Source organism: Paenibacillus sp. FSL R7-0204 (assembly GCF_038002225.1).
GTDB lineage: Bacteria > Bacillota > Bacilli > Paenibacillales > Paenibacillaceae > Paenibacillus_AQ.
In genome coordinates, this window is the sequence record NZ_JBBOCA010000001.1 from 970,931 (window position 1) to 995,762 (window position 24,832).

Annotated in this window: 22 protein-coding genes and 2 rRNA genes; 23 read left to right on the forward strand and 1 reads right to left on the reverse strand. The window is 51.9% G+C overall.

Annotation, left to right across the window (positions count from 1 at the left end; translation table 11 throughout):
* Positions 1 to 220 precede the first annotated feature (220 nt).
* From MKX42_RS04305 to pssA, 10 genes are all read left to right on the forward strand, one after another.
* Positions 221 to 3,267, forward strand: a 23S ribosomal RNA gene (locus MKX42_RS04305).
* Positions 3,268 to 3,458: 191 nt separating this feature from the next.
* Positions 3,459 to 3,575 (forward strand): 5S ribosomal RNA (gene rrf / locus MKX42_RS04310).
* A 436-nt stretch (positions 3,576 to 4,011) separates the two neighbouring features.
* Positions 4,012 to 5,184 carry a GNAT family N-acetyltransferase gene (locus tag MKX42_RS04315; RefSeq protein WP_340751487.1) on the forward strand — a complete coding sequence of 391 codons (1,173 nt, stop codon included), beginning with the start codon at positions 4,012 to 4,014 and terminating at the stop codon, positions 5,182 to 5,184.
* A 362-nt stretch (positions 5,185 to 5,546) separates the two neighbouring features.
* The gene (locus MKX42_RS04320) at positions 5,547 to 6,008 is read left to right on the forward strand and encodes a CtsR family transcriptional regulator (RefSeq protein WP_036721901.1); all 462 of its coding nucleotides are present in this window, start codon (positions 5,547 to 5,549) and stop codon (positions 6,006 to 6,008) included.
* A 30-nt stretch (positions 6,009 to 6,038) separates the two neighbouring features.
* Positions 6,039 to 6,563 (forward strand): UvrB/UvrC motif-containing protein, encoded by a 525-nt coding sequence (locus MKX42_RS04325; RefSeq protein WP_340751488.1) that lies wholly within the window; start codon positions 6,039 to 6,041, stop codon positions 6,561 to 6,563.
* Between the two features lie 28 nt (positions 6,564 to 6,591).
* Positions 6,592 to 7,656: a protein arginine kinase gene (locus MKX42_RS04330; protein ID WP_340751489.1), complete on the forward strand. Its 1,065-nt coding sequence runs from the start codon at positions 6,592 to 6,594 to the stop codon at positions 7,654 to 7,656.
* A 36-nt stretch (positions 7,657 to 7,692) separates the two neighbouring features.
* On the forward strand, positions 7,693 to 10,161 hold the full coding sequence (clpC, locus tag MKX42_RS04335) for an ATP-dependent protease ATP-binding subunit ClpC (RefSeq protein ID WP_340751490.1): 2,469 nt from the start codon (positions 7,693 to 7,695) through the stop codon (positions 10,159 to 10,161).
* Positions 10,162 to 10,378: 217 nt separating this feature from the next.
* The gene (radA, locus tag MKX42_RS04340) at positions 10,379 to 11,746 is read left to right on the forward strand and encodes a DNA repair protein RadA (RefSeq protein ID WP_036692317.1); all 1,368 of its coding nucleotides are present in this window, start codon (positions 10,379 to 10,381) and stop codon (positions 11,744 to 11,746) included.
* Positions 11,747 to 11,759: 13 nt separating this feature from the next.
* A complete protein-coding gene (gene disA / locus MKX42_RS04345) occupies positions 11,760 to 12,836 on the forward strand; it encodes a DNA integrity scanning diadenylate cyclase DisA (protein WP_340751491.1) in 1,077 nt (358 codons plus the stop codon).
* 64 nt (positions 12,837 to 12,900) lie between these two features.
* Positions 12,901 to 13,638: a CDP-diacylglycerol--serine O-phosphatidyltransferase gene (gene pssA, locus MKX42_RS04350; RefSeq protein ID WP_076081725.1), complete on the forward strand. Its 738-nt coding sequence runs from the start codon at positions 12,901 to 12,903 to the stop codon at positions 13,636 to 13,638.
* A 171-nt stretch (positions 13,639 to 13,809) separates the two neighbouring features.
* On the opposite strand, the gene MKX42_RS04355 is transcribed toward pssA, so the two are convergent.
* A complete protein-coding gene (locus MKX42_RS04355) occupies positions 13,810 to 14,205 on the reverse strand; it encodes a hypothetical protein (RefSeq protein ID WP_036692322.1) in 396 nt (131 codons plus the stop codon).
* A gap of 209 nt (positions 14,206 to 14,414) precedes the next feature.
* Here MKX42_RS04355 and MKX42_RS04360 point away from each other — a divergent pair, with 209 nt between their 5' ends.
* The 13 genes from MKX42_RS04360 (at position 14,415) to nusG (ending at position 24,805) form a co-directional block, all read left to right on the forward strand.
* Positions 14,415 to 15,503 carry a PIN/TRAM domain-containing protein gene (locus MKX42_RS04360; RefSeq protein WP_340751492.1) on the forward strand — a complete coding sequence of 363 codons (1,089 nt, stop codon included), beginning with the start codon at positions 14,415 to 14,417 and terminating at the stop codon, positions 15,501 to 15,503.
* Between the two features lie 100 nt (positions 15,504 to 15,603).
* The gene (gene ispD / locus MKX42_RS04365) at positions 15,604 to 16,302 is read left to right on the forward strand and encodes a 2-C-methyl-D-erythritol 4-phosphate cytidylyltransferase (protein WP_076081727.1); all 699 of its coding nucleotides are present in this window, start codon (positions 15,604 to 15,606) and stop codon (positions 16,300 to 16,302) included.
* Entirely contained in the window at positions 16,299 to 16,787 is a 489-nt protein-coding gene (gene ispF, locus MKX42_RS04370) for a 2-C-methyl-D-erythritol 2,4-cyclodiphosphate synthase (RefSeq protein WP_340751493.1), read from the forward strand. The genes ispD and ispF overlap by 4 nt, the downstream gene beginning before the upstream one ends.
* Positions 16,788 to 16,845: 58 nt before the next feature.
* On the forward strand, positions 16,846 to 18,309 hold the full coding sequence (gltX, locus tag MKX42_RS04375) for a glutamate--tRNA ligase (protein WP_340751494.1): 1,464 nt from the start codon (positions 16,846 to 16,848) through the stop codon (positions 18,307 to 18,309).
* Between the two features lie 516 nt (positions 18,310 to 18,825).
* The gene (cysE, locus tag MKX42_RS04380; RefSeq protein ID WP_340751495.1) at positions 18,826 to 19,518 is read left to right on the forward strand and encodes a serine O-acetyltransferase; all 693 of its coding nucleotides are present in this window, start codon (positions 18,826 to 18,828) and stop codon (positions 19,516 to 19,518) included.
* A 51-nt stretch (positions 19,519 to 19,569) separates the two neighbouring features.
* Positions 19,570 to 20,976 (forward strand): cysteine--tRNA ligase, encoded by a 1,407-nt coding sequence (cysS, locus tag MKX42_RS04385; RefSeq protein WP_340751496.1) that lies wholly within the window; start codon positions 19,570 to 19,572, stop codon positions 20,974 to 20,976.
* Positions 20,973 to 21,410 carry a Mini-ribonuclease 3 gene (locus tag MKX42_RS04390; RefSeq protein ID WP_340751497.1) on the forward strand — a complete coding sequence of 146 codons (438 nt, stop codon included), beginning with the start codon at positions 20,973 to 20,975 and terminating at the stop codon, positions 21,408 to 21,410. The genes cysS and MKX42_RS04390 overlap by 4 nt, the downstream gene beginning before the upstream one ends.
* A gap of 24 nt (positions 21,411 to 21,434) precedes the next feature.
* Positions 21,435 to 22,196: a 23S rRNA (guanosine(2251)-2'-O)-methyltransferase RlmB gene (rlmB, locus tag MKX42_RS04395; protein ID WP_076081731.1), complete on the forward strand. Its 762-nt coding sequence runs from the start codon at positions 21,435 to 21,437 to the stop codon at positions 22,194 to 22,196.
* A 2-nt stretch (positions 22,197 to 22,198) separates the two neighbouring features.
* The gene (locus MKX42_RS04400) at positions 22,199 to 22,720 is read left to right on the forward strand and encodes an NYN domain-containing protein (protein ID WP_036692346.1); all 522 of its coding nucleotides are present in this window, start codon (positions 22,199 to 22,201) and stop codon (positions 22,718 to 22,720) included.
* Positions 22,721 to 22,881: 161 nt separating this feature from the next.
* A complete protein-coding gene (gene sigH / locus MKX42_RS04405) occupies positions 22,882 to 23,526 on the forward strand; it encodes an RNA polymerase sporulation sigma factor SigH (RefSeq protein ID WP_036692348.1) in 645 nt (214 codons plus the stop codon).
* 361 nt (positions 23,527 to 23,887) lie between these two features.
* Positions 23,888 to 24,037: a 50S ribosomal protein L33 gene (rpmG, locus tag MKX42_RS04410; protein ID WP_074086515.1), complete on the forward strand. Its 150-nt coding sequence runs from the start codon at positions 23,888 to 23,890 to the stop codon at positions 24,035 to 24,037.
* Between the two features lie 21 nt (positions 24,038 to 24,058).
* Positions 24,059 to 24,250 (forward strand): preprotein translocase subunit SecE, encoded by a 192-nt coding sequence (gene secE / locus MKX42_RS04415; protein WP_036692354.1) that lies wholly within the window; start codon positions 24,059 to 24,061, stop codon positions 24,248 to 24,250.
* A gap of 21 nt (positions 24,251 to 24,271) precedes the next feature.
* Positions 24,272 to 24,805, forward strand: coding sequence for a transcription termination/antitermination protein NusG (gene nusG, locus MKX42_RS04420; RefSeq protein ID WP_020427084.1), 534 nt, complete (start codon positions 24,272 to 24,274; stop codon positions 24,803 to 24,805).
* The last annotated feature ends 27 nt before the right edge of the window (positions 24,806 to 24,832 follow it).

The following is a 24,832-nucleotide window of genomic DNA, read 5'->3' on the forward strand; positions in this document are numbered from 1 at the left end:
ATACAACTTGATCCTTGAAAACTGGATACCGAAACGAATTTGCGTTTTAGAACATTCCTTTAAGCTGAACTTGTGTAAACAAGTTTTGAAGTTTTTAGCGATACTGAGCGATGGTTTTGGATTATGAGGGACTTTTGGCTTTGAATAGTCCAGCATGCGGAGTAATCCGGATGCGCTATTCAAAACAAGATGAGCGAATGAGCCAATACCGGAGCGATTTGGTTAAGCTACTAAGAGCACACGGAGGATGCCTAGGCGCCAGGAGCCGACGAAGGACGTGGCGAACAACGAAACTGCCTCGGGGAGCTGTAAGCAAGCTTTGATCCGGGGGTGTCCGAATGGGGAAACCCAGCTGTGGTAATTCGCAGTTACTCGTATCTGAATACATAGGATACGCAGAGGCAGACCAGGGGAACTGAAACATCTAAGTACCCTGAGGAAGAGAAAACAATAGTGATTCCGTCAGTAGCGGCGAGCGAACGCGGAACAGCCTAAACCAAGGGGCTTGCCTCTTGGGGTTGTGGGACGTCTCACATGGAGTTACAAAGGAATATGGTAGGCGAAGAGGTCTGGAAAGGCCCGCGATAGAGGTAAAAGCCCTGTAGCCTAAACTGTGTTCTCTCCGAGACGGATCCCGAGTAGTGCGGGGCACGTGAAACCCCGTATGAATCCAGCAGGACCATCTGCTAAGGCTAAATACTACCTGGCGACCGATAGTGAAACAGTACCGTGAGGGAAAGGTGAAAAGCACCCCGGAAGGGGAGTGAAATAGAACCTGAAACCGTGTGCTTACAAAAAGTCAGAGCCCTTTCTATGGGTGATGGCGTGCCTTTTGTAGAATGAACCGGCGAGTTACGTTTAACATGCAAGGTTAAGGTGAGAAGCCGGAGCCGCAGCGAAAGCGAGTCTGAATAGGGCGACTAAGTATGTGGACGTAGACCCGAAACCGTGTGATCTACCCCTGTCCAGGGTGAAGGTGCGGTAACACGCACTGGAGGCCCGAACCCACGCATGTTGAAAAATGCGGGGATGAGGTGGGGGTAGCGGAGAAATTCCAATCGAACTCGGAGATAGCTGGTTCTCCCCGAAATAGCTTTAGGGCTAGCCTCGGTGAATGGAGTGGTGGAGGTAGAGCACTGATTGGGTGCGGGGCCCGCAAGGGTTACCAAGCTCAGTCAAACTCCGAATGCCATTAACTTCTTGCCGGGAGTCAGACAGTGAGTGCTAAGATCCATTGTCAAAAGGGAAACAGCCCAGACCATCAGCTAAGGTCCCCAAGTGTGTGTTAAGTGGGAAAGGATGTGGAGTTGCACAGACAACCAGGATGTTGGCTTAGAAGCAGCCACCATTGAAAGAGTGCGTAATAGCTCACTGGTCGAGTGACTCTGCGCCGAAAATGTAACGGGGCTAAACACACCACCGAAGCTATGGCTAGGATCGACTTCACTGCGCCTTTGAGGCGTGTTTATCCGGATTGACATTGATGCCGTGAAACATCCGAAGGGGTGAATGGCTAAATGCTTTCAGGGCATAAACACAGACTTCGAAGCTGGAGTGAAGTCGATCCTGGGGTAGGGGAGCGTTGTATGTGGGTTGAAGGTGTACCGTAAGGAGCGCTGGACAGCATACAAGTGAGAATGCCGGTATGAGTAACGAAAAGATCAGTGAGAATCTGATCCGCCGAAAGCCCAAGGTTTCCTGAGGAAGGCTCGTCCGCTCAGGGTAAGTCGGGACCTAAGGCGAGGCCGAAAGGCGTAGTCGAAGGACAACAGTTTGAAATTACTGTACCACCGTAATCCGCTATGAGCGATGGGGTGACGCAGGAGGGTAGTGACGCGGACTGATGGATGTCCGTCTAAGCAGTGAGGCTGGTGTGTAGGCAAATCCGCACATCGCACAGGCTGGGCTGTGATGGGGAGCGAAAATTATAGTAGCGAAGGTCATGATCTCACACTGCCAAGAAAAGCCTCTAGTCAGGAGAAGGTGCCCGTACCGCAAACCGACACAGGTAGGCGAGAAGAGAATTCTAAGGCGCGCGGAAGAACTCTCGTTAAGGAACTCGGCAAAATGACCCCGTAACTTCGGGAGAAGGGGTGCCTCGGTAGGGTGAATAGCCCGAGGGGGCCGCAGTGAAAAGGCCCAAGCGACTGTTTAGCAAAAACACAGGTCTGTGCGAAGCCGCAAGGCGAAGTATACGGGCTGACGCCTGCCCGGTGCTGGAAGGTTAAGGGGAGCGGTTAGGAGCAATCCGAAGCTGTGAACCGAAGCCCCAGTAAACGGCGGCCGTAACTATAACGGTCCTAAGGTAGCGAAATTCCTTGTCAGGTAAATTCTGACCCGCACGAATGGCGTAACGACTTGGGCGCTGTCTCAACGAGAGATCCGGTGAAATTTTAATACCTGTGAAGATGCAGGTTACCCGCGACAAGACGGAAAGACCCCATGGAGCTTTACTGCAGCTTGATATTGAATTTGGGTACGATCTGTACAGGATAGGTGGGAGCCGTAGAGGCAGGAGCGCAAGCTTCTGCGGAGGCGCCGTTGGGATACCACCCTGATCGTATCTAGGTTCTAACCTAGTGCCCTCATCGGGTACGGGGACCGTGTCAGGCGGGCAGTTTGACTGGGGCGGTCGCCTCCTAAAGAGTAACGGAGGCGTTCAAAGGTTCCCTCAGAATGGTTGGAAATCATTCGCAGAGTGCAAAGGCATAAGGGAGCTTGACTGCGAGACCTACAAGTCGAGCAGGGACGAAAGTCGGACTTAGTGATCCGGTGGTACCGCATGGAAGGGCCATCGCTCAACGGATAAAAGCTACCCTGGGGATAACAGGCTTATCTCCCCCAAGAGTCCACATCGACGGGGAGGTTTGGCACCTCGATGTCGGCTCATCGCATCCTGGGGCTGAAGTAGGTCCCAAGGGTTGGGCTGTTCGCCCATTAAAGCGGTACGCGAGCTGGGTTCAGAACGTCGTGAGACAGTTCGGTCCCTATCTGTCGTGGGCGCAGGAAATTTGAGAGGAGCTGTCCTTAGTACGAGAGGACCGGGATGGACGTACCGCTGGTGCATCAGTTGTTCCGCCAGGAGCATGGCTGAGTAGCTACGTACGGACGGGATAAGCGCTGAAAGCATCTAAGCGTGAAGCCCCCCTCAAGATGAGATTTCCCAATTAGTAAGACCCCTTGAAGACGACGAGGTAGATAGGTTGGAGGTGGAAGTGCAGCAATGCATGGAGCTGACCAATACTAATCGGTCGAGGGCTTATCCAAAAGTTACCCCAAAAAGTGAAGATGAAGCTGACGAAGCGGATTCCGAGTACTTTCCGGGGGCCCCGTAAGAAGGGCAGACGCAGATTCGTTTCGGATTCAGTTTTCAGGCGATCAAGCCTGGCAGGATGTTAAACCGATGGTTTGATATTTTCTGTAGCGATTTCGAGAAGCGTAGGCTTCGAAAAATCATGTTTGGTGGCGATAGCGGAGGGGTTCCACACGTACCCATCCCGAACACGACCGTTAAGCCCTCCAGCGCCGATGGTACTTGGACCGAAGGGTCCTGGGAGAGTAGGACGTTGCCAAGCACACATGAGCCATTGTTGAGCAATCGACAGTGGTTTTTTTGCGTGCGGGCAGGGCTGTGGAAAAGCTGTGGATAGATTTCAGTAAGTGCAGAAAAGTTGCGCACATGTGGATACCTTTGCAGGAACAAAATGATCCCCGGATGTTGGGGGCATAACGCATAATATTGTGGACGAGTCAAGAAAAAACATAAGTAATACACCGATTTTGTGGATAAAAAGTGAATATTGTGGATAGATAAAATGTAATCGTGGATAACTCGTTTGAGCCGGAAAGAAACTTTTTCCGGTTTTTTGCTTTGCTGTGCAAAAGCTGTGGATAACTATTCTTTTTGCAGCTGATGGCAAGCCTTTATTAGCATCCGGGGGCTTTGCTTGTTATACTCACTGGTAAGCAGATAGCTGGAGCTAATTTATGGAATGTAACGGGGGGAACAGAATGGAAATCAGGCAATTACGTGCCGGAGAATTTGAGGACAGCCTGAGCTTGTCCGAATATGCTTTTAAGTATAAGGTTTCTGCAGAAGATAGAGTACGCGCCAAAGAGAATTTCAAACCGGAAGAAACCTGGGCGATTTTTGAAGGGGACAGCATCGGTGCGAAGCTGACGCTTCTTCCGTTACAGGTATATATACAAGGCAAGCCCGTTTCGATGGGGGGCATCGCCGGTGTAGCTACTTGGCCGGAGAACCGCCGGCAGGGTTATGTAGCCCATCTGCTGACCCATGCGCTCGAGACGATGAACGAAGCCGGTCAGACGTTGTCCTTTTTGCATCCGTTCCTGATTCCTTTTTACCGTAAATTCGGCTGGGAGATCTACTGTGAATATAAGAAGTACACTCTTCCTGTAGGGAAGTTCCCGCACAAGACGGAGATTAAGGGCAGTGTGAAGCGCGATTCTCCTGATCTTGCAGTATTCCAGCAGCTGTACGACCAATTCGCCATGAGGTATAACGGGACTCTCCAGCGCAGCGACACCTGGTGGAAGGAAAGTGTGCTCGATGACGACACGCATTCCTGTGTGTATTATTCCGAGCAGGGTGAACCGCAGGGCTATGTGCTGTATAAAATAGTGCAGCAGGAGCTGGTCATAGATGAGTTCATCTATGGGAACGAGCTTGCCCGCCAGGGCTTGTGGAGCTTCCTGGCCAATCATGACTCCATGATTACGGCTGCACAGCTGAAGCTGGTGCCTGCTGACGATATTCTGCCTTTTCTCCTTCCTGATCCGCGGATTGCGCAGGAGAATTATCCATACTTCATGGCGCGTATCGTCAATGCTAAGGCTTTTGTGGAGAACATGACCTTCAATATGCCGGAGGGTGACCGGGAGCGGGTGCTTTATATTGAAGATAAGCATGCGGTCTGGAACAACGGGTTATGGCGGTGGACTGTGTCGGAGCAGGGGGAGGCGACGCTTACCCGGATTCAGGGCGAGCGCTCAGAGGCTGGCCTTGAATGCAGTATCGGCACGCTTACAGTGCTGCTAATGGGATACAAACGTCCGCTTCAGGCGGCCGGATACGAACAATTATCCGGGACTGCTGAGGCGATAGCTTGGCTTGAAGCGCTGATTCCGCAGGCCGAGACGGCATTATTCGATTTTTTCTGACAGTGAACGGCTCCTCCCCTTCCCTCGGAAGCGGAGGAGCTTTCCTATACATAACGCCCCAATTCAGTGAACTAAGCAGGCAACCGGAATACAATACAGCCAAAAAGTAAAAAATAAGAGTAACCCCTTGGAATTCAGTGAGAATATGTTATAATATGAAAAAGTCAAAGAAAGTCAAAGTCAACGCAGGCCGGATATCATCGTTCTCAGGAATGTAACATTTAGAGAAAAAGCGCAGTGCAGAGGCTATTACAGCCGATTCTTATTGCATTGCCCGGTTTAAGTTCTTAAGAGCATGTCTCTGACGGCAGGCGTTGGCGCAGCACAGATTTAACCAATGCTTACACACTGGAGGATGAGTGATGCGTAATATCTCCGATATTATTGAACAATATCTGAAGAATATTTTGCATGAAAGTCCCGAAGGTACGGTGGAAATTCAGCGCAATGATCTGGCGGACCAGTTCTCCTGTGTCCCGTCACAGATCAATTACGTCATCAGTACACGGTTCACATTGGAAAAGGGATATGTGGTGGAGAGCAAACGCGGCGGTGGCGGATATATCCGGATTCAGCGCTATGAGCTGCCTCAGAATGTAGCCTTATACGCACATCTGAACTCCACGATAGGGAATGATATTGATCAGAATTCTGCCGAAGGGCTGATTTATCAGCTGGAGGAGGCCCGTTTCCTCTCCAAACGTGAAGCGTGTCTAATGCGGTCTGCGGTTTCCCGGGAATGCCTGACGGTTAATCTGCCGTACCGGGATGAGATTCGTGCCAAGCTTATGAAGGCTATGCTAATCTCTTTATTGGGCAAATAATTTGTCAAATGGTAAGGAGGGACACCGCTTATGCTATGCCAGGAATGCGGCGTCAAACCGGCAACACTCCACTTCACGAAGATCGTGAACGGGGAGAAGACGGAATTTCATATTTGCGAAAGCTGTGCGCGGGAGAAGGGTGAACTGATTCCCGGAACTGCGGGAGGCTTCTCTATCCACAGCTTGCTTTCCGGTCTTCTGGATCTGGAAGGCCCGGGCAAGGGCAAATCAGCGGCAGCACAAAGTGTGCAGGGTCTGCATTGTGAAAACTGCGGCATGACCTATTCACAGTTCAGCAAGCTGGGACGGTTCGGCTGCAGCTCCTGCTATAAGTATTTCGACAGTACGCTTGACCCGCTCTTCAGACGGGTGCATGGCAGTACAGCACATGTCGGCAAGCTTCCCAAACGGGCTGGAGCACAGATTATGTGCAAGCGCCAGATTGATGAGCTGAAGCAGGAATTACAGCAGAGTATTGTGCAGGAGGAGTTCGAGACCGCAGCTGAGCTGAGGGACAGAATCCGCAAGCTTGAAAAAGAAATGCCACAAGAGTAAAGTCTTTGATATATAGGGGGGATCAGGCATGTCAAGTCTCCGGTATACCGAACAAGCACTTAGTGAATGGATGCGCTGCGGCGGCAGTCATTCGGAGATTGTCATCAGCAGCCGTATGCGTATCGCCCGTAATCTGGAGCATCTTCCGTTCCCGCTACTCGCTTCAACAGAGCAGTCGGAGGAGGTGCTGGAGCAGCTTGCCCCTGTATTTCAGGGTGATGCCGCTGCAGGTTTCGGCAGCTTTGAACTGCTGAGACTGGATGAGCTGGGTGAGCTGGACAAAAAAGTGCTGGTGGAAAAGCACCTTATCAGTCCTAATCTGGCGGATGATTCCAAAGGCGGGGCAGTCATTCTTAATGAGGACGAGTCGGTCAGCATTATGATTAATGAGGAGGATCATCTCCGCATTCAATGTCTGTTCCCTGGGCTGCAGGTCAGAGAAGCATGGGTTAGGGCAACCGCCATCGATGATATTTTCGAGGCTGCTGTCAATTACGCCTTCGATGACCGCAGAGGATACTTAACAAGCTGTCCCACCAATGTGGGAACAGGACTAAGAGCTTCGGTTATGGTCCATCTGCCAGCATTGGTGATGACTCATCAGATCAACCGCATTTTATCCGCAGTCAATCAGGTGGGGCTTACCGTTAGAGGAATTTATGGTGAAGGCAGCGAAGCAGTAGGGAATATCTTTCAGATCTCGAACCAGATTACGCTGGGACAGACCGAAAGTGAGATTATTGAGAATCTTCACAGTGTAGTCACCCAGATTATAGAGCATGAGCGGAATGCGCGTGAACGCCTGCTGGCGGATTCCGCATTGCGGATTACTGACCGTATCAAGCGCTCCTACGGAATTTTGGCCTATGCTGCTGTGATGGAACTGAAAGAATCGGCACAGCGGCTCTCCGATCTGCGGCTTGGTGTAGATCTGGGGATTCTGGAAGGGCCTTCGATTTCAGTGCTCAATGAGCTGAATGTCAAGACTCAGCCTGGCTTTCTGCAAAAGCTGTTCGGTGACGAGCTGTCGCCTACTGAACGCGATATGTACCGGGCGAAGCTGCTCCGGGAGACACTGGGATCACAACATTAATTATAGATATTTATTATCCGTGGAGGTGCAGGAGATATGATGTTTGGAAGATTTACGGAACGCGCACAAAAGGTGCTGGCGCTGGCGCAGGAAGAAGCCGTACGTTTGGGACACAACAACATTGGGACAGAGCATATTTTACTCGGACTGATTCGTGAAGGAGACGGCATTGCCGCTAAGGCATTGATCGGACTTGGTCTGGGTCTGGAGAAGATACAAGATGAAGTGGAAACGCTGATTGGCAGAGGTCAGGAACAACCGACCAACATCGCTTATACTCCTCGTGCCAAGAAGGTGATTGAGCTGTCTATGGACGAAGCCCGCAAGCTGGGTCACACGTATGTGGGAACAGAGCATATCCTGCTCGGTCTGATCCGTGAGGGAGAGGGCGTAGCAGCCCGTGTGCTGAACAATCTCGGCATTAGCCTGAACAAGGCCCGCCAGCAGGTATTACAGCTCCTGGGCAGCAGTGAAGCCACCTCCAGTCACAGCGGAGCTCCGGCTAACGTCAGTACGCCAACATTGGACGGCCTGGCCCGCGATCTGACGGCTTATGCCAAGGACGGTAATCTCGATCCTGTGATCGGCCGCAGTAAGGAAATTGAGCGTGTCATTCAGGTGCTCAGCCGCCGGACCAAGAATAATCCGGTATTGATCGGTGAGCCTGGGGTCGGTAAAACGGCGATTGCCGAAGGTCTGGCCCAAAAGATCATCAACAATGAAATCCCGGAGACACTGCGCGACAAACGTGTCATGACCCTCGATATGGGTTCTGTAGTGGCCGGTACTAAATATCGCGGGGAGTTCGAAGACCGCCTCAAAAAAATTATGGATGAGATTCGTCAAGCAGGCAATATCGTGCTCTTCATCGATGAATTGCATACGCTGATCGGAGCGGGTGGTGCGGAAGGCGCCATCGACGCCTCCAACATACTGAAGCCTGCCCTGGCCCGTGGTGAGCTGCAGTGCATCGGTGCTACAACGCTTGATGAATATCGCAAATATATTGAGAAGGACGCTGCCTTGGAACGCCGCTTCCAGCCGATCACGGTGGATCAGCCTTCGCCTACAGAAGCTGTTCAGATCCTGTTCGGCCTGCGCGACCGCTATGAAGCCCACCACCGGGTGAAGATTACGGACGAAGCTATTGTAGAAGCCGTAAAGCTGTCGGACCGCTACATTCCAGACCGCTTCCTGCCCGACAAAGCGATTGACCTGATCGATGAAGCGGGCTCCAAGGTAAGACTGAATTCTTACACGATTCCGCCGAATCTGAAGGAACTCGAAATGCGTCTGGATGATATCCGTAAGGAGAAGGATTCTGCAGTACAGAGCCAGGAGTTTGAGAAGGCTGCTGCACTGCGCGATACCGAGCAGAAGATTCGTGAAGAGCTGGATACTACGAAGAATCAGTGGAAAGAAAAGCAGGGCCGCACCGATTCCCAGGTTACACCTGAGGATATCGCACAGGTGGTTGCCAGTTGGACCGGCATTCCGGTCAGCAAGCTGAAGGAAGAAGAGACAGACCGCCTGCTGAATATGGAAGCTCTGCTGCATGAACGTGTTATCGGCCAGGATGAGGCCGTTAAGGCGGTAAGCCGGGCACTCCGCCGGGCGCGTGCGGGCCTGAAGGACCCGAAACGTCCGATGGGCTCCTTCATCTTCCTCGGACCTACCGGGGTTGGTAAAACCGAGCTGGCGCGCGCGCTTGCCGAAGCAATGTTTGGTGACGAGAATGCGGTAATCCGTATCGACATGTCAGAGTACATGGAGAAGCATTCCACCTCCCGACTGGTCGGAGCGCCTCCAGGGTATGTTGGCTATGAAGAAGGCGGACAATTGACAGAGAAGGTGCGCCGCAAGCCGTACTCGGTTGTACTGCTGGATGAGATCGAGAAGGCCCACCCTGAAGTGTTCAACATTCTGCTGCAGGTGCTGGAAGACGGCCGTCTGACCGATTCCAAAGGCCGCGTGGTCGATTTCCGCAATACCCTGATTATTCTGACCTCGAATGTCGGGGCACAGGCGATCAAGAAGAATTCAACACTCGGATTCACGGCTGTTCAAGATGCAGGCGCCGATTACACCAATATGAAGGGCAAGGTTATGGAAGAGCTGAAGAAGAGCTTCCGGCCTGAGTTCCTGAACCGGATCGATGAGATTATTGTCTTCCACTCTCTGGAGGAGAAGCATATCGCAGAGATCGTTACCCTGATGTCCGACGAGCTGCGCAAGCGTCTGCGTGAGCATGATGTAGACTTCCTGCTCACCGACGGCGCCAAAGCGTTCCTGGCCAAAGAGGGTTATGATCCGGCCTTCGGTGCCCGTCCGCTCCGCCGGGCGATTCAGAAGCATATCGAAGACCGCCTCTCCGAAGAGCTGCTCAAAGGTAACATCAAGAAGGGGGATTCCCTGAGCATAGATGAGGTGAACGGCGAACTGGTCGTAACCACCGTTGAAGCACCGGCCGAGGTCTCCCTGGAGAAAACAGTCGAAACTGAATAATTGTACCGGAAAATGAAACAAAGCTCCCGCTCCTCCGTATAGAGGGGCGGGAGCTTTGTTTGTTTACGCCCCTCAGGCATACCTAAACCCGCCTAAAAAAAGACGCAAATGAAAAGTAGATCTTAAGTGACCTTCCGTTCAGTGTGCAGAAATGGTAAACTTTGAATAAGAGTAAAATATCCGCAATTTTAGCAAGTTCGGACGGTAAGGAGTACACATGGCTAAACCTAAAACAAAATTTTTCTGTACCGAATGCGGCTATGAATCACCGAAATGGTTCGGGAAGTGCCCGGGGTGCCAGGAATGGAACTCAATGGTAGAGGAAACGGAAAGCGTCGTCAAAACACAAGGCATGAATGCACCTATTTTTCAGAGTAAAGAAAAGGCGCAATCGATCATAAATATAGAAAGTGACAAGGAGCCGCGTATTCTGACGGGCATCGGTGAGCTTAACCGCGTGCTTGGCGGCGGGATCGTCCCCGGCTCGCTGGTGTTGGTTGGAGGCGACCCCGGAATCGGGAAATCGACACTGCTGCTGCAGACCTCGCATGCCTTGACTACACAAGGGCTGCGCGTGCTGTATATTTCGGGGGAAGAATCCGTGCGGCAGACGAAGCTGCGGGCTGACCGCCTCGGAGCGCTCTCTGCAGAATTGTACGTTCTATGTGAGACGAACATGGAGAGCATTGAGGAAGCAATTGAGCAGATTCAACCTCAATTTTTGGTCATTGACTCGATTCAGACTGTATTTATGCCGGAAGTAACCAGTGCGCCGGGCAGTGTAGCACAGGTGCGGGAATGTACGACAAGATTCATGCGGATTGCTAAGATCCGGGGAATTGCTACGGTGCTTGTAGGGCATGTAACTAAGGAAGGCGCTATTGCCGGCCCGCGTATGCTGGAGCATATGGTGGATTGTGTCCTTTATTTTGAAGGGGAACGCCATCATACGTACCGTCTGCTGCGGGCGGTGAAGAACCGTTTCGGCTCCACCAACGAGATCGGGATCTTTGAAATGGGGGAAATCGGGCTGACCGAGGTGGAGAACCCGTCGGAGCTGTTCCTGTCCGAGCGTCCGCTCGGAGTGGCCGGATCTGCAGTGGTAGCCAGCATGGAGGGCACAAGACCCGTTCTTGTTGAATTGCAGGCGCTGGTTGCTTCGACACATTTCCCTTCGCCCCGCAGAATGTGCACAGGTATGGATCATCAACGGATGGCGCTGATCATAGCTGTACTGGAGAAGCGGATGGGCATGTTCCTGCAGAATCAGGACGCTTACCTCAACGTTGCGGGAGGGGTGAAGCTGGATGAGCCGGCGGTGGATTTGGCTGTTGCCATCAGCATTGCCTCGAGTTTCCGTGATTTCCCGACCAAGCCGTATGATGTGTTTTTCGGGGAGGTAGGGCTTACCGGTGAGGTGAGAGGGGTATCACGCGCAGAGATGCGGGTGAAAGAGGCGGCCAAGCTTGGCTTCCGGCGGGTCATTATGCCCGAGAAGAGTCTGAAGGGCTGGAAGCATCCGCAGGATATCCAGATTATAGGCGTCAGCACAGTAGCACAGGCACTAGCGGTCGCGTTAGATTAGGGGGCACAGGGACATGAAAGAATATAATCCATCAGATAATATGAATGATCTGCTTAGAATGGCCGCACCCGGAACACCCTTCCGGGAAGGGCTGGAGAATGTGCTTCGCGCGAAGACCGGGGCACTGATTGTTGTCGGATATAGTCCGGAAGTTATGGCGGTTGTCGATGGCGGCTTCTCCATTAACTGCGATTTTTCACCAAACTATTTATACGAGCTGGCCAAAATGGACGGAGCGATTATTCTGAGCGAGGATCTGAAGCGGATTCTGTACGCCAATACGCAGCTGATTCCCGATTCCTCCATCTCTTCCATCGAGACAGGAATCCGGCACCGGACCGCTGAACGTGTAGCGAAGCAGACCGGCAAGCTCGTCGTTTCCATTTCCCAGCGCCGGAATATTATTACGCTGTATCAGGGCTCCATCCGTTACGCGCTCAAGGAAATCGGTTCTATTCTGGCCAAGGCCAACCAGGCGATTCAGACCCTGGAGAAGTACAGAGCCGTTCTGACACAAGGGCTTACGAACCTGTCCGCTTCGGAATACGAAGGGATTGTGACGGTGGCCGAAGTCGTCGGTGTGATCCAGCGCGTGGAAATGGTGCTGAGAATCAAAATGGAAATTAAACGTTACATCAACGAGCTTGGCAATGAAGGCCGGCTGATCAGCATGCAGATGGAAGAATTGGTTGGAAATACAGAGGAAGAAGCATGGTTGCTGTACAGAGACTATGCAAGAGAAGAGCAGGAGGAGAAGATCCGTGAGATCATTGCCGGGCTGAAGCGCAGCAGCGATGATGAACTGATGGATGACAACCATATTGCCCGCCTGCTGGGCTATTCCTCGACAGCCATTTCCTCCGAAGAAGCTGTGACTCCGCGCGGTTACCGCCTGCTGAACAAAATTCCAAGGCTGCCGAATGTGATCATCCACAATTTGGTGGAACGCTTCGAAATGCTGCCTAACCTGATGAGGGCAAGCATAGCTGAGCTTGATGAAGTAGACGGCATTGGCGAGGTCCGCGCACGCAATATTCAGGACGGGCTGAAGCGGCTCCAGAAACAAGTTCTTATTGACAGACAAATGTAAATACCATACAATCACGTAATGTTGTAGTCCCATGCAGTACAAGTAGGAAAATTGAGGTGAAGAAATGATACAAAAATCAATTCCAAGTCTTTTTACGATTGGTAATCTGATGCTTGGAATGTTTGGTATCATGATGGCGTTTGACGGCAAGCTGAGCATGGCCGCTATCATGGTGATTATCGCGATGCTGCTCGATGGGCTGGATGGCCGTATGGCCCGTGCGCTGAAGTGTGAGAGTGAATTCGGCAAGGAGCTGGATTCTTTATCCGATGTAGTTTCGTTCGGAGTCGCACCGGCGCTGATTATGTATTTAACAAGTCTGCAGGAGCTGAATCCTGCACTGGGATGGACGGTCACAGCGATCTTCCCTGTATTCGGAGCCTTACGTCTGGCCCGGTTCAATGTCCGCCCGGGGATTCCGGGATATTTCGTAGGATTGCCGATTCCTGCTGCGGGCGGAGTTCTGGCCACGCTTGCACTTTTCCATAAAGATGTATCTGCACCATTCATGATTGTTGCTACCTTGCTGCTGTCGTATCTGATGGTCAGCACAGTGAAGTATCCCAATTTCAAGAAGATCGGTTTTCCAAAAAAAGCGGTTATAGGCGCACCTGTAGTTATCGTGATTGCTGTAGCTGTTGCGGTGGTCTTCCCTGAACAGATTGCCAAGCTGATCTTTGGACTGCTGGCGCTGTATGCCTTGTATGGCTTCAGACAGAGCTTAGGACTATTTAAGGTACGGCGGCAACGCCGCCGCAGAAGACGCGCGGAAGATAAGGTATATCATTCTAAGAACGGTTAGCCCTTCTTCAGAACTTATTTCATTCATAGACCGGTAAGTACAAAAGGCATTGCCTTTCCTGAATATCAGGAGAGTGCAATGCCTTTTTGCTGCCTGAGGGAAGGGAAGTACACGGAATACGGTTCCCCCCTGAGCTGGCGGAATGGATGAAGGAGAGCGCGGACGGTCTGCTCAGGACAAGTTGAACAACCCGAGTGTTGCGCATTTCTGCGATTCCTTGGCGACAACCTCGTCCATATTGATAGCAAGCAAATTGCAGAGTGCAGACATGTAGAACAGCTCGCGGCCCAACTCGGAGCCAATGACCTCCCGGCAGTTCTCACACAGCTCTCCTGCCAGATGAGTCCCGGCAAGCTCTTTGGCTTGCTCAAGCCCTAGAGTAGGCTCGAAGACCTGCTTGGTGGCGTGCAGCTGAATGCAGCCGCATTCGGTAATGGCTTTGACGACAGCCCGGTTGACGGAAGCACTGCTCTGTCCGTTCTTGGACATGACATCCAGAAGACTACGGTGACGGAGCAGCAGTTCGGAGACTTGATCCTGGAAGGCCTGTAAACTTGGTGCGCTCATTTTCCATTCACCCCTGGGTTCGAATTGAATTCATTATATGCCAGGGCCTCCCTCATTTTCAACCAGGAATAGCAGTTTACGGCAACAGAGCCGGACGAAATTCGGGGCTTGCAGAAAAAATAACGCTCCCCCGGATTATTGTCCTAAAAATTGGAACATACTGGTGAGGTATAGAGGATTGATGGATGAATAAAAGGAGGTGCGAGGTTATGTGGAAAAAGTCTGTTTTGATACTTGCCGGGTGTTGTGGAGCCTGGTCCGGTTATTCGCTATATCACGCGGCAGAGAGAGGGTTCCCGGTAGGCCTTGGGAAACTGGAGAATAGCTTGCCTATGGAAGGAAGTATTTTGTTTGCGGTGCTGGGTGCCATTATTTTTCTGATTGCGGGGACTTTATGCGCGGAATGGGCAAGTTCAAAGCTGCGGGAGATGGTTGCGTATTGCTCGCGTATCCCGATGAATGAGCTTGCTGCAGGCGCAGCAGGGCTTACGGGAGGTCTGCTGCTGTCTCTGCTGCTGTATCCCGCTATGTCCTGGCTGGGCAAAGCAGGGGAGCTGCTGCAGGTAGCTGCTACGCTTGCTCTGGGCTATATGGGCCTGCGGATCGGGCTGGAAAAGAAGGAGGAGCTGGCTTCGCTCTGGAACACCGGACGCTGGGCACGCGCTGCTGAACCTGAGGAGCGTGGAACTCAGGAGCATAAAATCCTCGATACCAGCGTGATTATTGACGGGCGGATTGCTGACATCTGTAAAACGGGCTTCATCGAAGGTACGATTGTTATTCCTGAGTTCGTACTGGAGGAGCTGCAGCATATTGCGGATTCATCGGATTTGCTGAAGCGTAACCGCGGACGCAGAGGGCTTGATATTCTGAATAAGATTCAGAAAGAACTGGACGTTAAGGTGCTGATCTATGAAGGGGATTTCGAGGAGATCTCGGAAGTGGACAGCAAGCTGGTCAAGCTGGCGAAAGTACTGCACGGCAAGGTCGTCACCAACGACTTCAACCTTAACAAGGTATGTGAGCTCCAGGGTGTGTCGGTGCTGAATATTAATGACTTGGCAAATGCAGTGAAGCCGGTGGTTCTGCCGGGCGAAGAGATCATTGTTCAGGTCATTAAGGACGGCAAAGAACATGGACAAGGCGTAGCCTATCTGGACGATGGCACGATGATTGTGGTGGAGGGCGGCCGGGATTATATCGGCACTACAATGGAGGTTCTGGTGACGAGCGTGCTGCAGACATCGGCAGGACGGATGATTTTTGCCAAACCGAAGCTTCTGGAAAAAGCACAATAAGTTCAGCCGTGGCTTCCGGCAGCACCCTTTCGGGCTTGGAAATGCCAGCCAAACACGTTATGATGGGAGTATACGTGAAAGAAAGACAGGAGCCGAAAGCATGTCAAACAGTGTTGGCGTCGTTATCGTAGCGGCAGGCAGAGGAACCCGGATGGGAACGGCAGAGAGCAAGCAATATTTGCTGCTGCAGGGCAAGCCGATTATCGTGCATACCCTGGAGGTATTCCAGCGGCATAAGCTGATCTCCGAGATTGTGCTTGTCACCGGGGAAGAGGATGTGCAGCGCTGTAAGCAGTGGGTACAAGCCTTCAAGCTGGATAAGGTGGCTGCGGTCATTCCCGGGGGAACGGAGCGCCAGCACTCGGTACGCCGCGGACTGGATGAACTTAAGACCCATTGGGTCATGGTTCATGACGGGGTAAGGCCGTTCGTACAGGACAGCGAGATAGAAGCTTGCTACGAGCGGGCGCAGTCCGCCGGAGCATCGGTGCTTGCAGTCCCGGTTAAGGATACGATTAAGCAGGTAGACAGTGAAGGCAAGGTGCTGTCAACGCCGGACCGGCGAAGTCTGTGGGCGATTCAGACCCCGCAGACTTTTCGTTTGTCCGATCTGCTGTCCGCCTATGAGGAGGCAGAGCGGGACGGTTTTCTCGGGACTGATGATTCCAGTCTGGCGGAACGCAGCGGGATTACCGTGTCAGTTGTAGAAGGAAGCTATATGAATATTAAGATCACGACGCCGGAGGACCTGGATTTCGCTGAATTCACAGTAAGAAGCAGGGGAGAGGAACACAGATGATTGCTGTAGGACAAGGATTTGATGTACACCAGCTGGTCGAGGGAAGGCCGTGTATTATCGGCGGAGTTACGATTCCTTATGAGAAGGGGCTGCTGGGGCATTCCGATGCGGATGTGCTGCTGCATGCTGTAAGCGACGCTATACTGGGAGCGCTGGGCCTTGGGGATATCGGCAGACATTTTCCCGATACCGATCCGGCCTTCAAGGATGCAGACAGCCTGAAGCTGCTGGAGCAGGTATGGGCACTAGCGCGTGAGCGCGGATACCGGCTGGGGAATATCGATTCAACCATCATAGCGCAAAAACCGAAGATGGCACCTTATATTCCGCAGATGACGGAGATTATTGCCCGCACGCTGGGCGCTGATGTAGCGAAGGTGAATGTGAAAGCAACAACGACTGAGCAGTTGGGCTTCGCAGGGCGCGGAGAGGGAATTGCCGCCCAATCTATTGTCTGTCTGCTGCAAGATGTGATATCATCGTGAGATGGCTTTAGCGCAAGTAAAGGCCTAATTTTAACCAATATGAAGCGGAGGGAAACCCATGGCGGATCAAGTTCGGGTGCGTTACGCACCGAGCCCTACGGGACATTTACATATCGGAAATGCCAGAACAGCCTTGTTTAACTATCTGTTCGCCCGCAATCTGGGCGGCAAATTCATTATCCGGATTGAAGATACGGATCTTAAGCGCAACATTGCAGAAGGTGAAGAGAGCCAGCTGAAGTATTTGAAGTGGCTGGGAATCGATTGGGATGAAAGTGTGGATGTAGGGGGCGAATACGGGCCTTACCGCCAGACTGAGCGTCTGGATCTATACCGTGTATACTGGCAGGATATGCTGGACCGGGGCCTGGCTTACCGCTGCTATTGCACGGAGGAAGAGCTGGAGGCCGAACGCGAGGAGCAGACGGCACGAGGCGAAACCCCGCGTTATTCCGGCAAACACCGTAATCTGACCGAGGAGCAGCGCCTGGCCTTTGAGGCGGAGGGCCGTGTGGCCAGCATCCGTTTCCTGGTTCCGGAAGACCGCACTTATACCTTCAATGATATCGTAAAAGGCAGTATTTCGTTCAATAGCAAAGAAATGGGCGACTTCGTCATCGTGAAGAAGGATGGTATTCCAACCTATAACTTCGCCGTAGCGGTGGACGACCATCTGATGGCTATCTCCCATGTGCTGCGCGGAGAAGATCATATCTCCAATACCCCGCGCCAGCTCATGATATATGAGGCACTGGGCTGGGAAGCTCCGCTCTTTGGCCATATGACGCTGATTGTCGGCGATGACCATAAGAAGCTGAGTAAACGGAATGAATCGATCATTCAGTTTATTGAACAGTACGATCAGCTGGGCTACCTGCCGGAAGCTCTGTTCAACTTCATTACCCTGCTGGGCTGGTCGCCTGAGGGAGAAGAGGAGATCTTCACCAAGGAAGAGCTGATCTCGATCTTTACGGCAGACCGCTTGTCGAAAAGCCCGGCAGTGTTCGATACGAACAAGCTGGCGCATCTGAACAATCACTATATCAAGCATGCCGATCCTGAGCGGATTGCGGCACTAGCCATTCCTCATTTGCAGAAGGCGGGCCGTCTGCCTGAGGTACTCAGTGAGGAGCAGCATAGCTGGGCAGAGAGCTTGGTTGCGCTGTACCAGGAGCAAATGACCGCCGCATCGGATATTGTCGCGCTCTCTGAGCTGTTCTTCCGCAGCCATCTGGAGCTGGAGACCGAAGCGGCAGGGGTGCTTGCCGAAGCCCAGGTTCCTGAAGTGCTGTCTGCGTTTCTGGCCAAGGTGGAGGCTGCCGAAGACTTCAGCGCTCCCCATATGGCTGTTCTGATCAAGGAAGTGCAGAAGGAGACCGGACACAAAGGCAAAGCGCTGTTTATGCCGATTCGTGTCGCTCTTACGGGACAGATGCATGGTCGTGACTTGAATGCAACGATTGCGCTGCTCGGCCGCAGCCGGGTGATCGAACGCCTGAAATCACAAATCAAAGGCGCTTAGGGCAGGGACATACAAGGGGGAGAAGACCCTTGTCAGGTCTGCGTCTTTTCGCTAAGATAGAAGAATATACGAATAGCTGGGATCAGGAAAAGTAGGCGTATAAGGGCAATTACCAGAGAGAATAACCGCTTAAGGGCGAATGCCCTTGAAGGCTGGGAGTTATTCATTTGTCTGCCGCTGAAGATGCACCTGTGAGCTGCATGGTTGAACGTCCCTGTGCGGGGCTGTAGACTGTGCCGGGCTGTCGCCGTTACAGACACCAAGAGGAACACCGGATATAGGGGCTGCGAAGTTTAACAGCTCTGACGTATACGAATGTTCAAGCAGAGTGGGACCGCGGTTAAACGTCTCTGCAGCTATTATGCTGCAGGGGCGTTTTTTGTTGAAATATAAGAATGAATAGGTTTCACGCTATCCATTATCCTTCTATTTCTCTCTGAAACGGTACTGTCCTTTAAAAGGACAGCAAAGCCGTTTCCACTTGAAATATAGCAGCTCAAAGAAGAGGGGACCGCGATGTTTAAGCATATCAAGTCGGACATTCGGGCAGTATTCGACAATGATCCCGCCGCCCGCAGCAGGTTCGAGGTCGTTTTCACCTACGCCGGGCTTCACGCGATATGGGCACACCGGATGGCCCACTCTTTTTACAAACGCCGCTGGTTTACCTTGGCACGCATGGTCTCGCAGATCAGCCGGTTCATGACGGGAGTGGAGATTCATCCGGGCGCGGTTATCGGCAGCCGGTTGTTTATTGACCACGGAATGGGTATTGTCATTGGTGAGACCTGTGAGATTGGCGATGATGTCATTATCTATCAGGGCGTTACACTTGGGGGAACCGGTAAAGAGAAGGGCAAGCGTCACCCTACCGTCGGCAACAATGTAGTCATCGGCTCTGGTGCCAAAGTACTGGGTTCCTTCCGAATCGGCGATAATTCTAATATCGGCTCTAACGCAGTTGTGCTGCGTGAAGTGCCTAACAACAGTACGGTAGTCGGCAACCCCGGGCGTGTGGTCAAGCGTAACGGGGAACGTGTATCCGACCGGCTGGATCATACCAAGATGCCAGACCCGCTGATTGATTCCCTCAAATTCCTGCAGAAGGAAATCGAGGAGCTAAGAGAACAGATGGGTGCTGAAGATAAGTCGAAGAAGGAACAGCGGCGGCTCGAAAGCCAGCAATATATCGGCGATTACGAAATTTAAGAGCACCGGCATTTCAGGAATCCGGGGACAATAGAAAGGGTTGGGACAAGAATGGCTTTGCACATTTACAATACAATGACGCGCACGAAGGAAGAATTTGTACCGCAGGAGACGGATAAGGTGAAGATGTACGTCTGCGGACCCACGGTCTACGGCTATATGCATATCGGGAATGCAAGACCGGTCATTGTTTTTGACATGGTGCGCAACTACCTGGAGACGCTTGGGAATGAGGTCCGCTATCTGACAAATTTCACCGATGTGGATGATAAAATGATCCGCAAGGCAGAGGAGCTGAACATCACCGTAGCCGAGGTTGCCGAAATGTTCATTGCCGCCTACCAGGAGGATCTGGCGGGGCTGGGCGTGAAGCCGGCGACGATGAATCCGCGCGTTACGGAGAGCATGGACACGATTATCGAGTTCATTAAGGAGCTTGAAGATAAAGGCTATGCGTATGAGAACGGTGGAGATGTGTATTACCGTACCGGCAAATTTGCCGATTACGGCAAGCTGTCCCGCCAGAATCTGGAGGAGCTGCGCTTCGGTATCCGTGTCGAGGTGGATTCGCGCAAGGAGAACCAGGAGGATTTTGTACTCTGGAAGGCAGCCAAGCCGGGCGAAGTACACTGGTCCAGTCCATGGGGAGAGGGCCGTCCCGGCTGGCATATTGAATGCTCGGCGATGGTGCGCGAATATTTGGGGACGACGATCGACATTCACGGCGGCGGGGAGGATCTGAAATTCCCGCATCATGAATGCGAATGTGCCCAGACTGAAGCGCTGACGGGTGAACCGCTGTCGAATTACTGGATGCATAATGCTTTTCTGAATATCGGCGATGAGAAGATGTCAAAGTCGCTCGGGAACGGTCTACTCGTGAAGGATATCCGTGCGCGCTTCAAGCAGGGGGCTATCCGTTACTTTATGCTATCCAGCCATTACCGTAATCCGCTGAACTTCACAGAGGAAGCACTGCTGTCTGCTGAGAAAAGCGTAGAGCGGATCGCTCTGGCAGAAAGCAATGTGAAGCACCGCCTTGAACTGGCGGCGGAGGGGGCAGAGAATGAGGCAAGTCTGCAGGTTACGGAGCGGCTGTCCGCTGTCCTTAGCAACTTCCATGCCCGGATGCAGGATGATTTCAATACACCGGATGCTATTACGGCGGTGTTCGACTGGGTGAGCCTGGCGAACCTTACGCTTGCTGATCATGAGACGAATCCGGCTGACTTCGCCGTATTGCTTAAGGCTTTTGCCGAGATGAATGCTGTGCTTCGCCTCACGGTAGAAGCTGAGGAAGAAGTGGCAAGCGAAGAGGTGGAACGTCTGATTGCGGAGCGTGCGGAAGCTCGAAAGAACAAGAACTGGAGCCGGTCGGATGAAATCCGCGATGAGCTGAATGCGCTGGGGATTCTGCTGGAAGATACTCCACAGGGAATGCGGTGGCGGCGTAAATGAACGGGCTGTTTGATCTGAACCGCGCCTGGTTTCCGTATGAACCCTCCAAGCCGGCCCATCTGCTGCCGCCTATTGTTCTTGCTTATGCAGGTGATGCCATCTACGAAGTAGCAGTCCGGCAGTATCTGATCTCGCTGCCCAATCTGCGCCCCCAGCATCTGCACCGCTCGGCTACCGGGCTGGTCTCCGCCAGGGCGCAGAGCACCATTCTTGCTTTTCTGGACCCGGTACTCACTGAGGATGAGAAGGATGTGGTCAGACGGGGACGCAACGCCAAATCCGGCAGCATTCCCAAAAATGCGGATGTGCTGGAATACCGCCACGCCACTGCTTTTGAATGCATGATCGGTTATTTATATTACACAGGACAGCAGGCAAGAATCCAGGAGCTTGTTCACAGCAGTATCGAATATATGATGCACCGCCCCAAGTGAGTATACAGAACAGGAGATAAAACAATGGAAGAATTGAGAACTGAAGAGGAAATACTGGCAGGCAAGCATTCGGTGCTTGAAGCCCTTAGAGCGGGACGTACACTCAACAAAATATGGATCGCCGAAACTGCACAAAAGCACCTGACCGCACCTATCGTTGCGGAAGCGCGCAAGGCGGGCATTGTCATTCAGCATGTGGACAAGCGCAAGCTGGATCAGCTCGCACCGGGCGTTCAGCACCAGGGAGTGGTGGCGCAGGCGGCGCCTTTTGCCTACACGGAGGTTGCTGATATTCTGGCAATTGCTGAAGCCAAGGGAGAACCGCCGTTTCTGCTCCTGCTGGACGAAATTGAAGATCCGCATAACCTCGGGTCTATCCTGCGTACGGCTGACTGCACAGGTGTGCACGGAGTCATTGTGCCGAAGCGCCGCTCCGCGCAGATTACTGCCACCGTATCCAAGACCTCGGCTGGTGCAGTTGAATATGTGCCCGTGGCCCGCGTGACGAATCTAGGACAGACCATTGACCGGCTGAAGGAGCTGGGAGTCTGGGTAGTCGGCACGGATGTGGATACCGATCAGAATTTGTTCGGATCGGATATTGTCACCGGACCGGTAGCCGTGGTGATCGGCAATGAGAATAAAGGGATGGGCCGCCTGATCCGTGAGAAATGCGATGTGCTGCTTAAGCTGCCGATGGCGGGAAGAATCAACTCTTTAAATGCATCGGTGGCAGCGGGTGTAATCATGTACGAGGTACTCCGCCGCCGCCAAGAACAGGGATAACTATGGCAGACTGGCGCGATATCCTGCTCGTGGACGGATACAATATGATCGGCGGCTGGCCGGAGCTTGCGGCATTGTCGCAGACCGGTATGCAGGGGGCACGCGACCGGCTGCTCGATATGCTGGCCGATTATCAGGCATTCTCCGGGCTGCGCGTCATTGCTGTATTCGATGCCTACCGTGTGCCGGGACTGGGAAGGTCGTTTGAACAAGGGAAGATCCAGGTCTTCTTCACCAAGGAGAAGGAAACGGCAGATGAATGCATTGAACGGCTCGTTGGGGAATTCACGCACCGCCGCAGACAGATCTCGGTAGCCACCAGTGATTTTGTGGAGCAGCATGTCGTTTTTGCCCAGGGCGCACTCCGGATTTCGGCCAGGGAACTGAGGCTTGAGATTGAGGAGAACCAGAAGCAGGTGAAGAAGGCCATCGAGCCGGGAAGCGTGAGCGGGACCCGTCACTCGCTGGAAGACAAGCTGCCGCCGGAGACGCGTAAACGGCTGGAGGACTGGCGCAGACAGTAGGACAGGAATAGCAGTTGCCTCATACAAGAAAATGACATAATATGTTATTGAAGATTGTTTTTGGACAAATCCGGTTGACGGTGTAAGGTAACATAATATATACTGTTCCTATATTTCGAGAAGTAACGATGTGTCTTGCGTTGCAGCCGGGGGGATTCTTGGTGAGTGTCGACCTCAAGGAATTAATGCTGTCCGAGTATGATTTCATAAGTGATGAAGAAATTGTCGAGATCTTCCGTGGTGGCGACAGTGGCGCATTGGAGCATTTAATTAACAAGTACCGTAATTTTGTGCGTGCCAAGGCTCGTTCCTATTTTTTGATCGGGGCAGATCGTGAAGATATTGTGCAGGAAGGAATGATTGGCTTATACAAGGCCATCCGTGACTTCAAGGGTGACAAGCTGTCATCATTCAAAGCCTTTGCCGAGCTGTGCATCACCCGTCAGATTATAACCGCCATTAAGACCGCTACCCGCCAGAAGCATATTCCGCTTAATTCATATGTCTCGTTAGACAAGCCCATCTATGATGAGGACTCCGACCGGACATTGATGGATGTGATATGCGGAAGTCAGGTGCTGGACCCGGAAGAGCTGATTATCAACCAGGAGGAGTTCATCGGACTGGAAGATAAGATGGCCGAGATTCTGAGTGATCTGGAACGGAAGGTTCTGATGCTCTATCTGGACGGACGTTCCTATCAGGAGATTGCCGAGGATTTGAAGCGGCATGTGAAGTCCATTGACAATGCTTTGCAGCGAGTGAAACGTAAATTGGAAAGATATCTGGAAGTGCGTGACAATTAATGATATAATGACTAGGAAGGCTCGGGACTCGAGTCTTTTTTTAGTGTCCGCTAGATTTGGATAAGGTGAATTTGCGATAGGTGAAGCGTTGGTGGATGGCAGGTTTATACACAAGCGAATTGCAGCATAATGATTATGGAAGACAGCTGGCGCACAGGAAGAAGCAGGATCAAAGATGACTTATGGCATAAGGCTACAGCACCCGGAATTACCCAGTGCGATGGGGGAAACTTTCGTTGACACAGACATTGATATTATGCTAAAGTGTTTTAGGTAGGCCTAAATTCGCGGCTTTTTTTTGAATCAATATCTACGTCTTCTAATTTGATGATTAGAAGTACGTCTTCGGGAGGTGCACATCATGCGGGTAATTATCACTTTGGCTTGTACAAGTTGCAAACAAAGAAACTATGCAACAACCAAAAACAAGCGAAATCACCCCGACCGCTTGGAGATGAAGAAATTTTGCAAGTTCTGTAACGAGCAAACTCCTCATCGCGAAACCAGATAGTCTTTTGGAGGTGTAGTCGGCGTGAAACGTAGTTTCAAGTCTTTGTTTTCCTTTTTCACTGAGAGCTGGAGTGAACTCAAAAAGGTTCGCTGGCCTAGCCGTAAAGAATTGAAAAACTATACATTGATCGTTCTTGGTACAATTGTAGTTATTTCTCTTTACTTCTGGGTTCTGGACATCGGTATTTCCGCTGTGATTGAAGCGATTATTTAGAGAGGTCCCAGGTGGCTTGATATGGAAAAAAGATGGTACGTTGTTCATACCTATTCCGGGTATGAGAATAAGGTCAAGGCCAATTTGGAAAAACGCGTTGAGTCCATGGGCATGGAAGACAAAATATTCCGCGTTCTTGTTCCTATGGAAGAAGAACTGGTAAACAAGGATGGCAAGAAAAAAACTGTCATGCGCAAAGTTTACCCTGGTTACGTTTTGGTCGAAATGGTTCAGACTGATGATTCTTGGTATGTTGTCCGCAATACGCCGGGCGTTACCGGATTTGTCGGTTCAACTGGTTCGGGCTCTAAGCCTACCGCTCTGCTACCCGAAGAGGTTGAACAGATTCTGAAGCATATGGGCATGGTTGAACCTAAAGCGAAGATTGATTTCGAAATTAAGGAATCCGTGCGTATTATGGTCGGTCCGTTTGCGAATTTTGTGGGCTCCGTGGAAGAGATTTTGGCAGACAAAAGCAAGATCAAGGTACATGTCAACATGTTTGGACGGGAAACCCCGCTGGAGTTGGATTTCACTCAAGTGGAGAAGATATAACAAGCACAAGGGTTTCTTGTGGGAGAA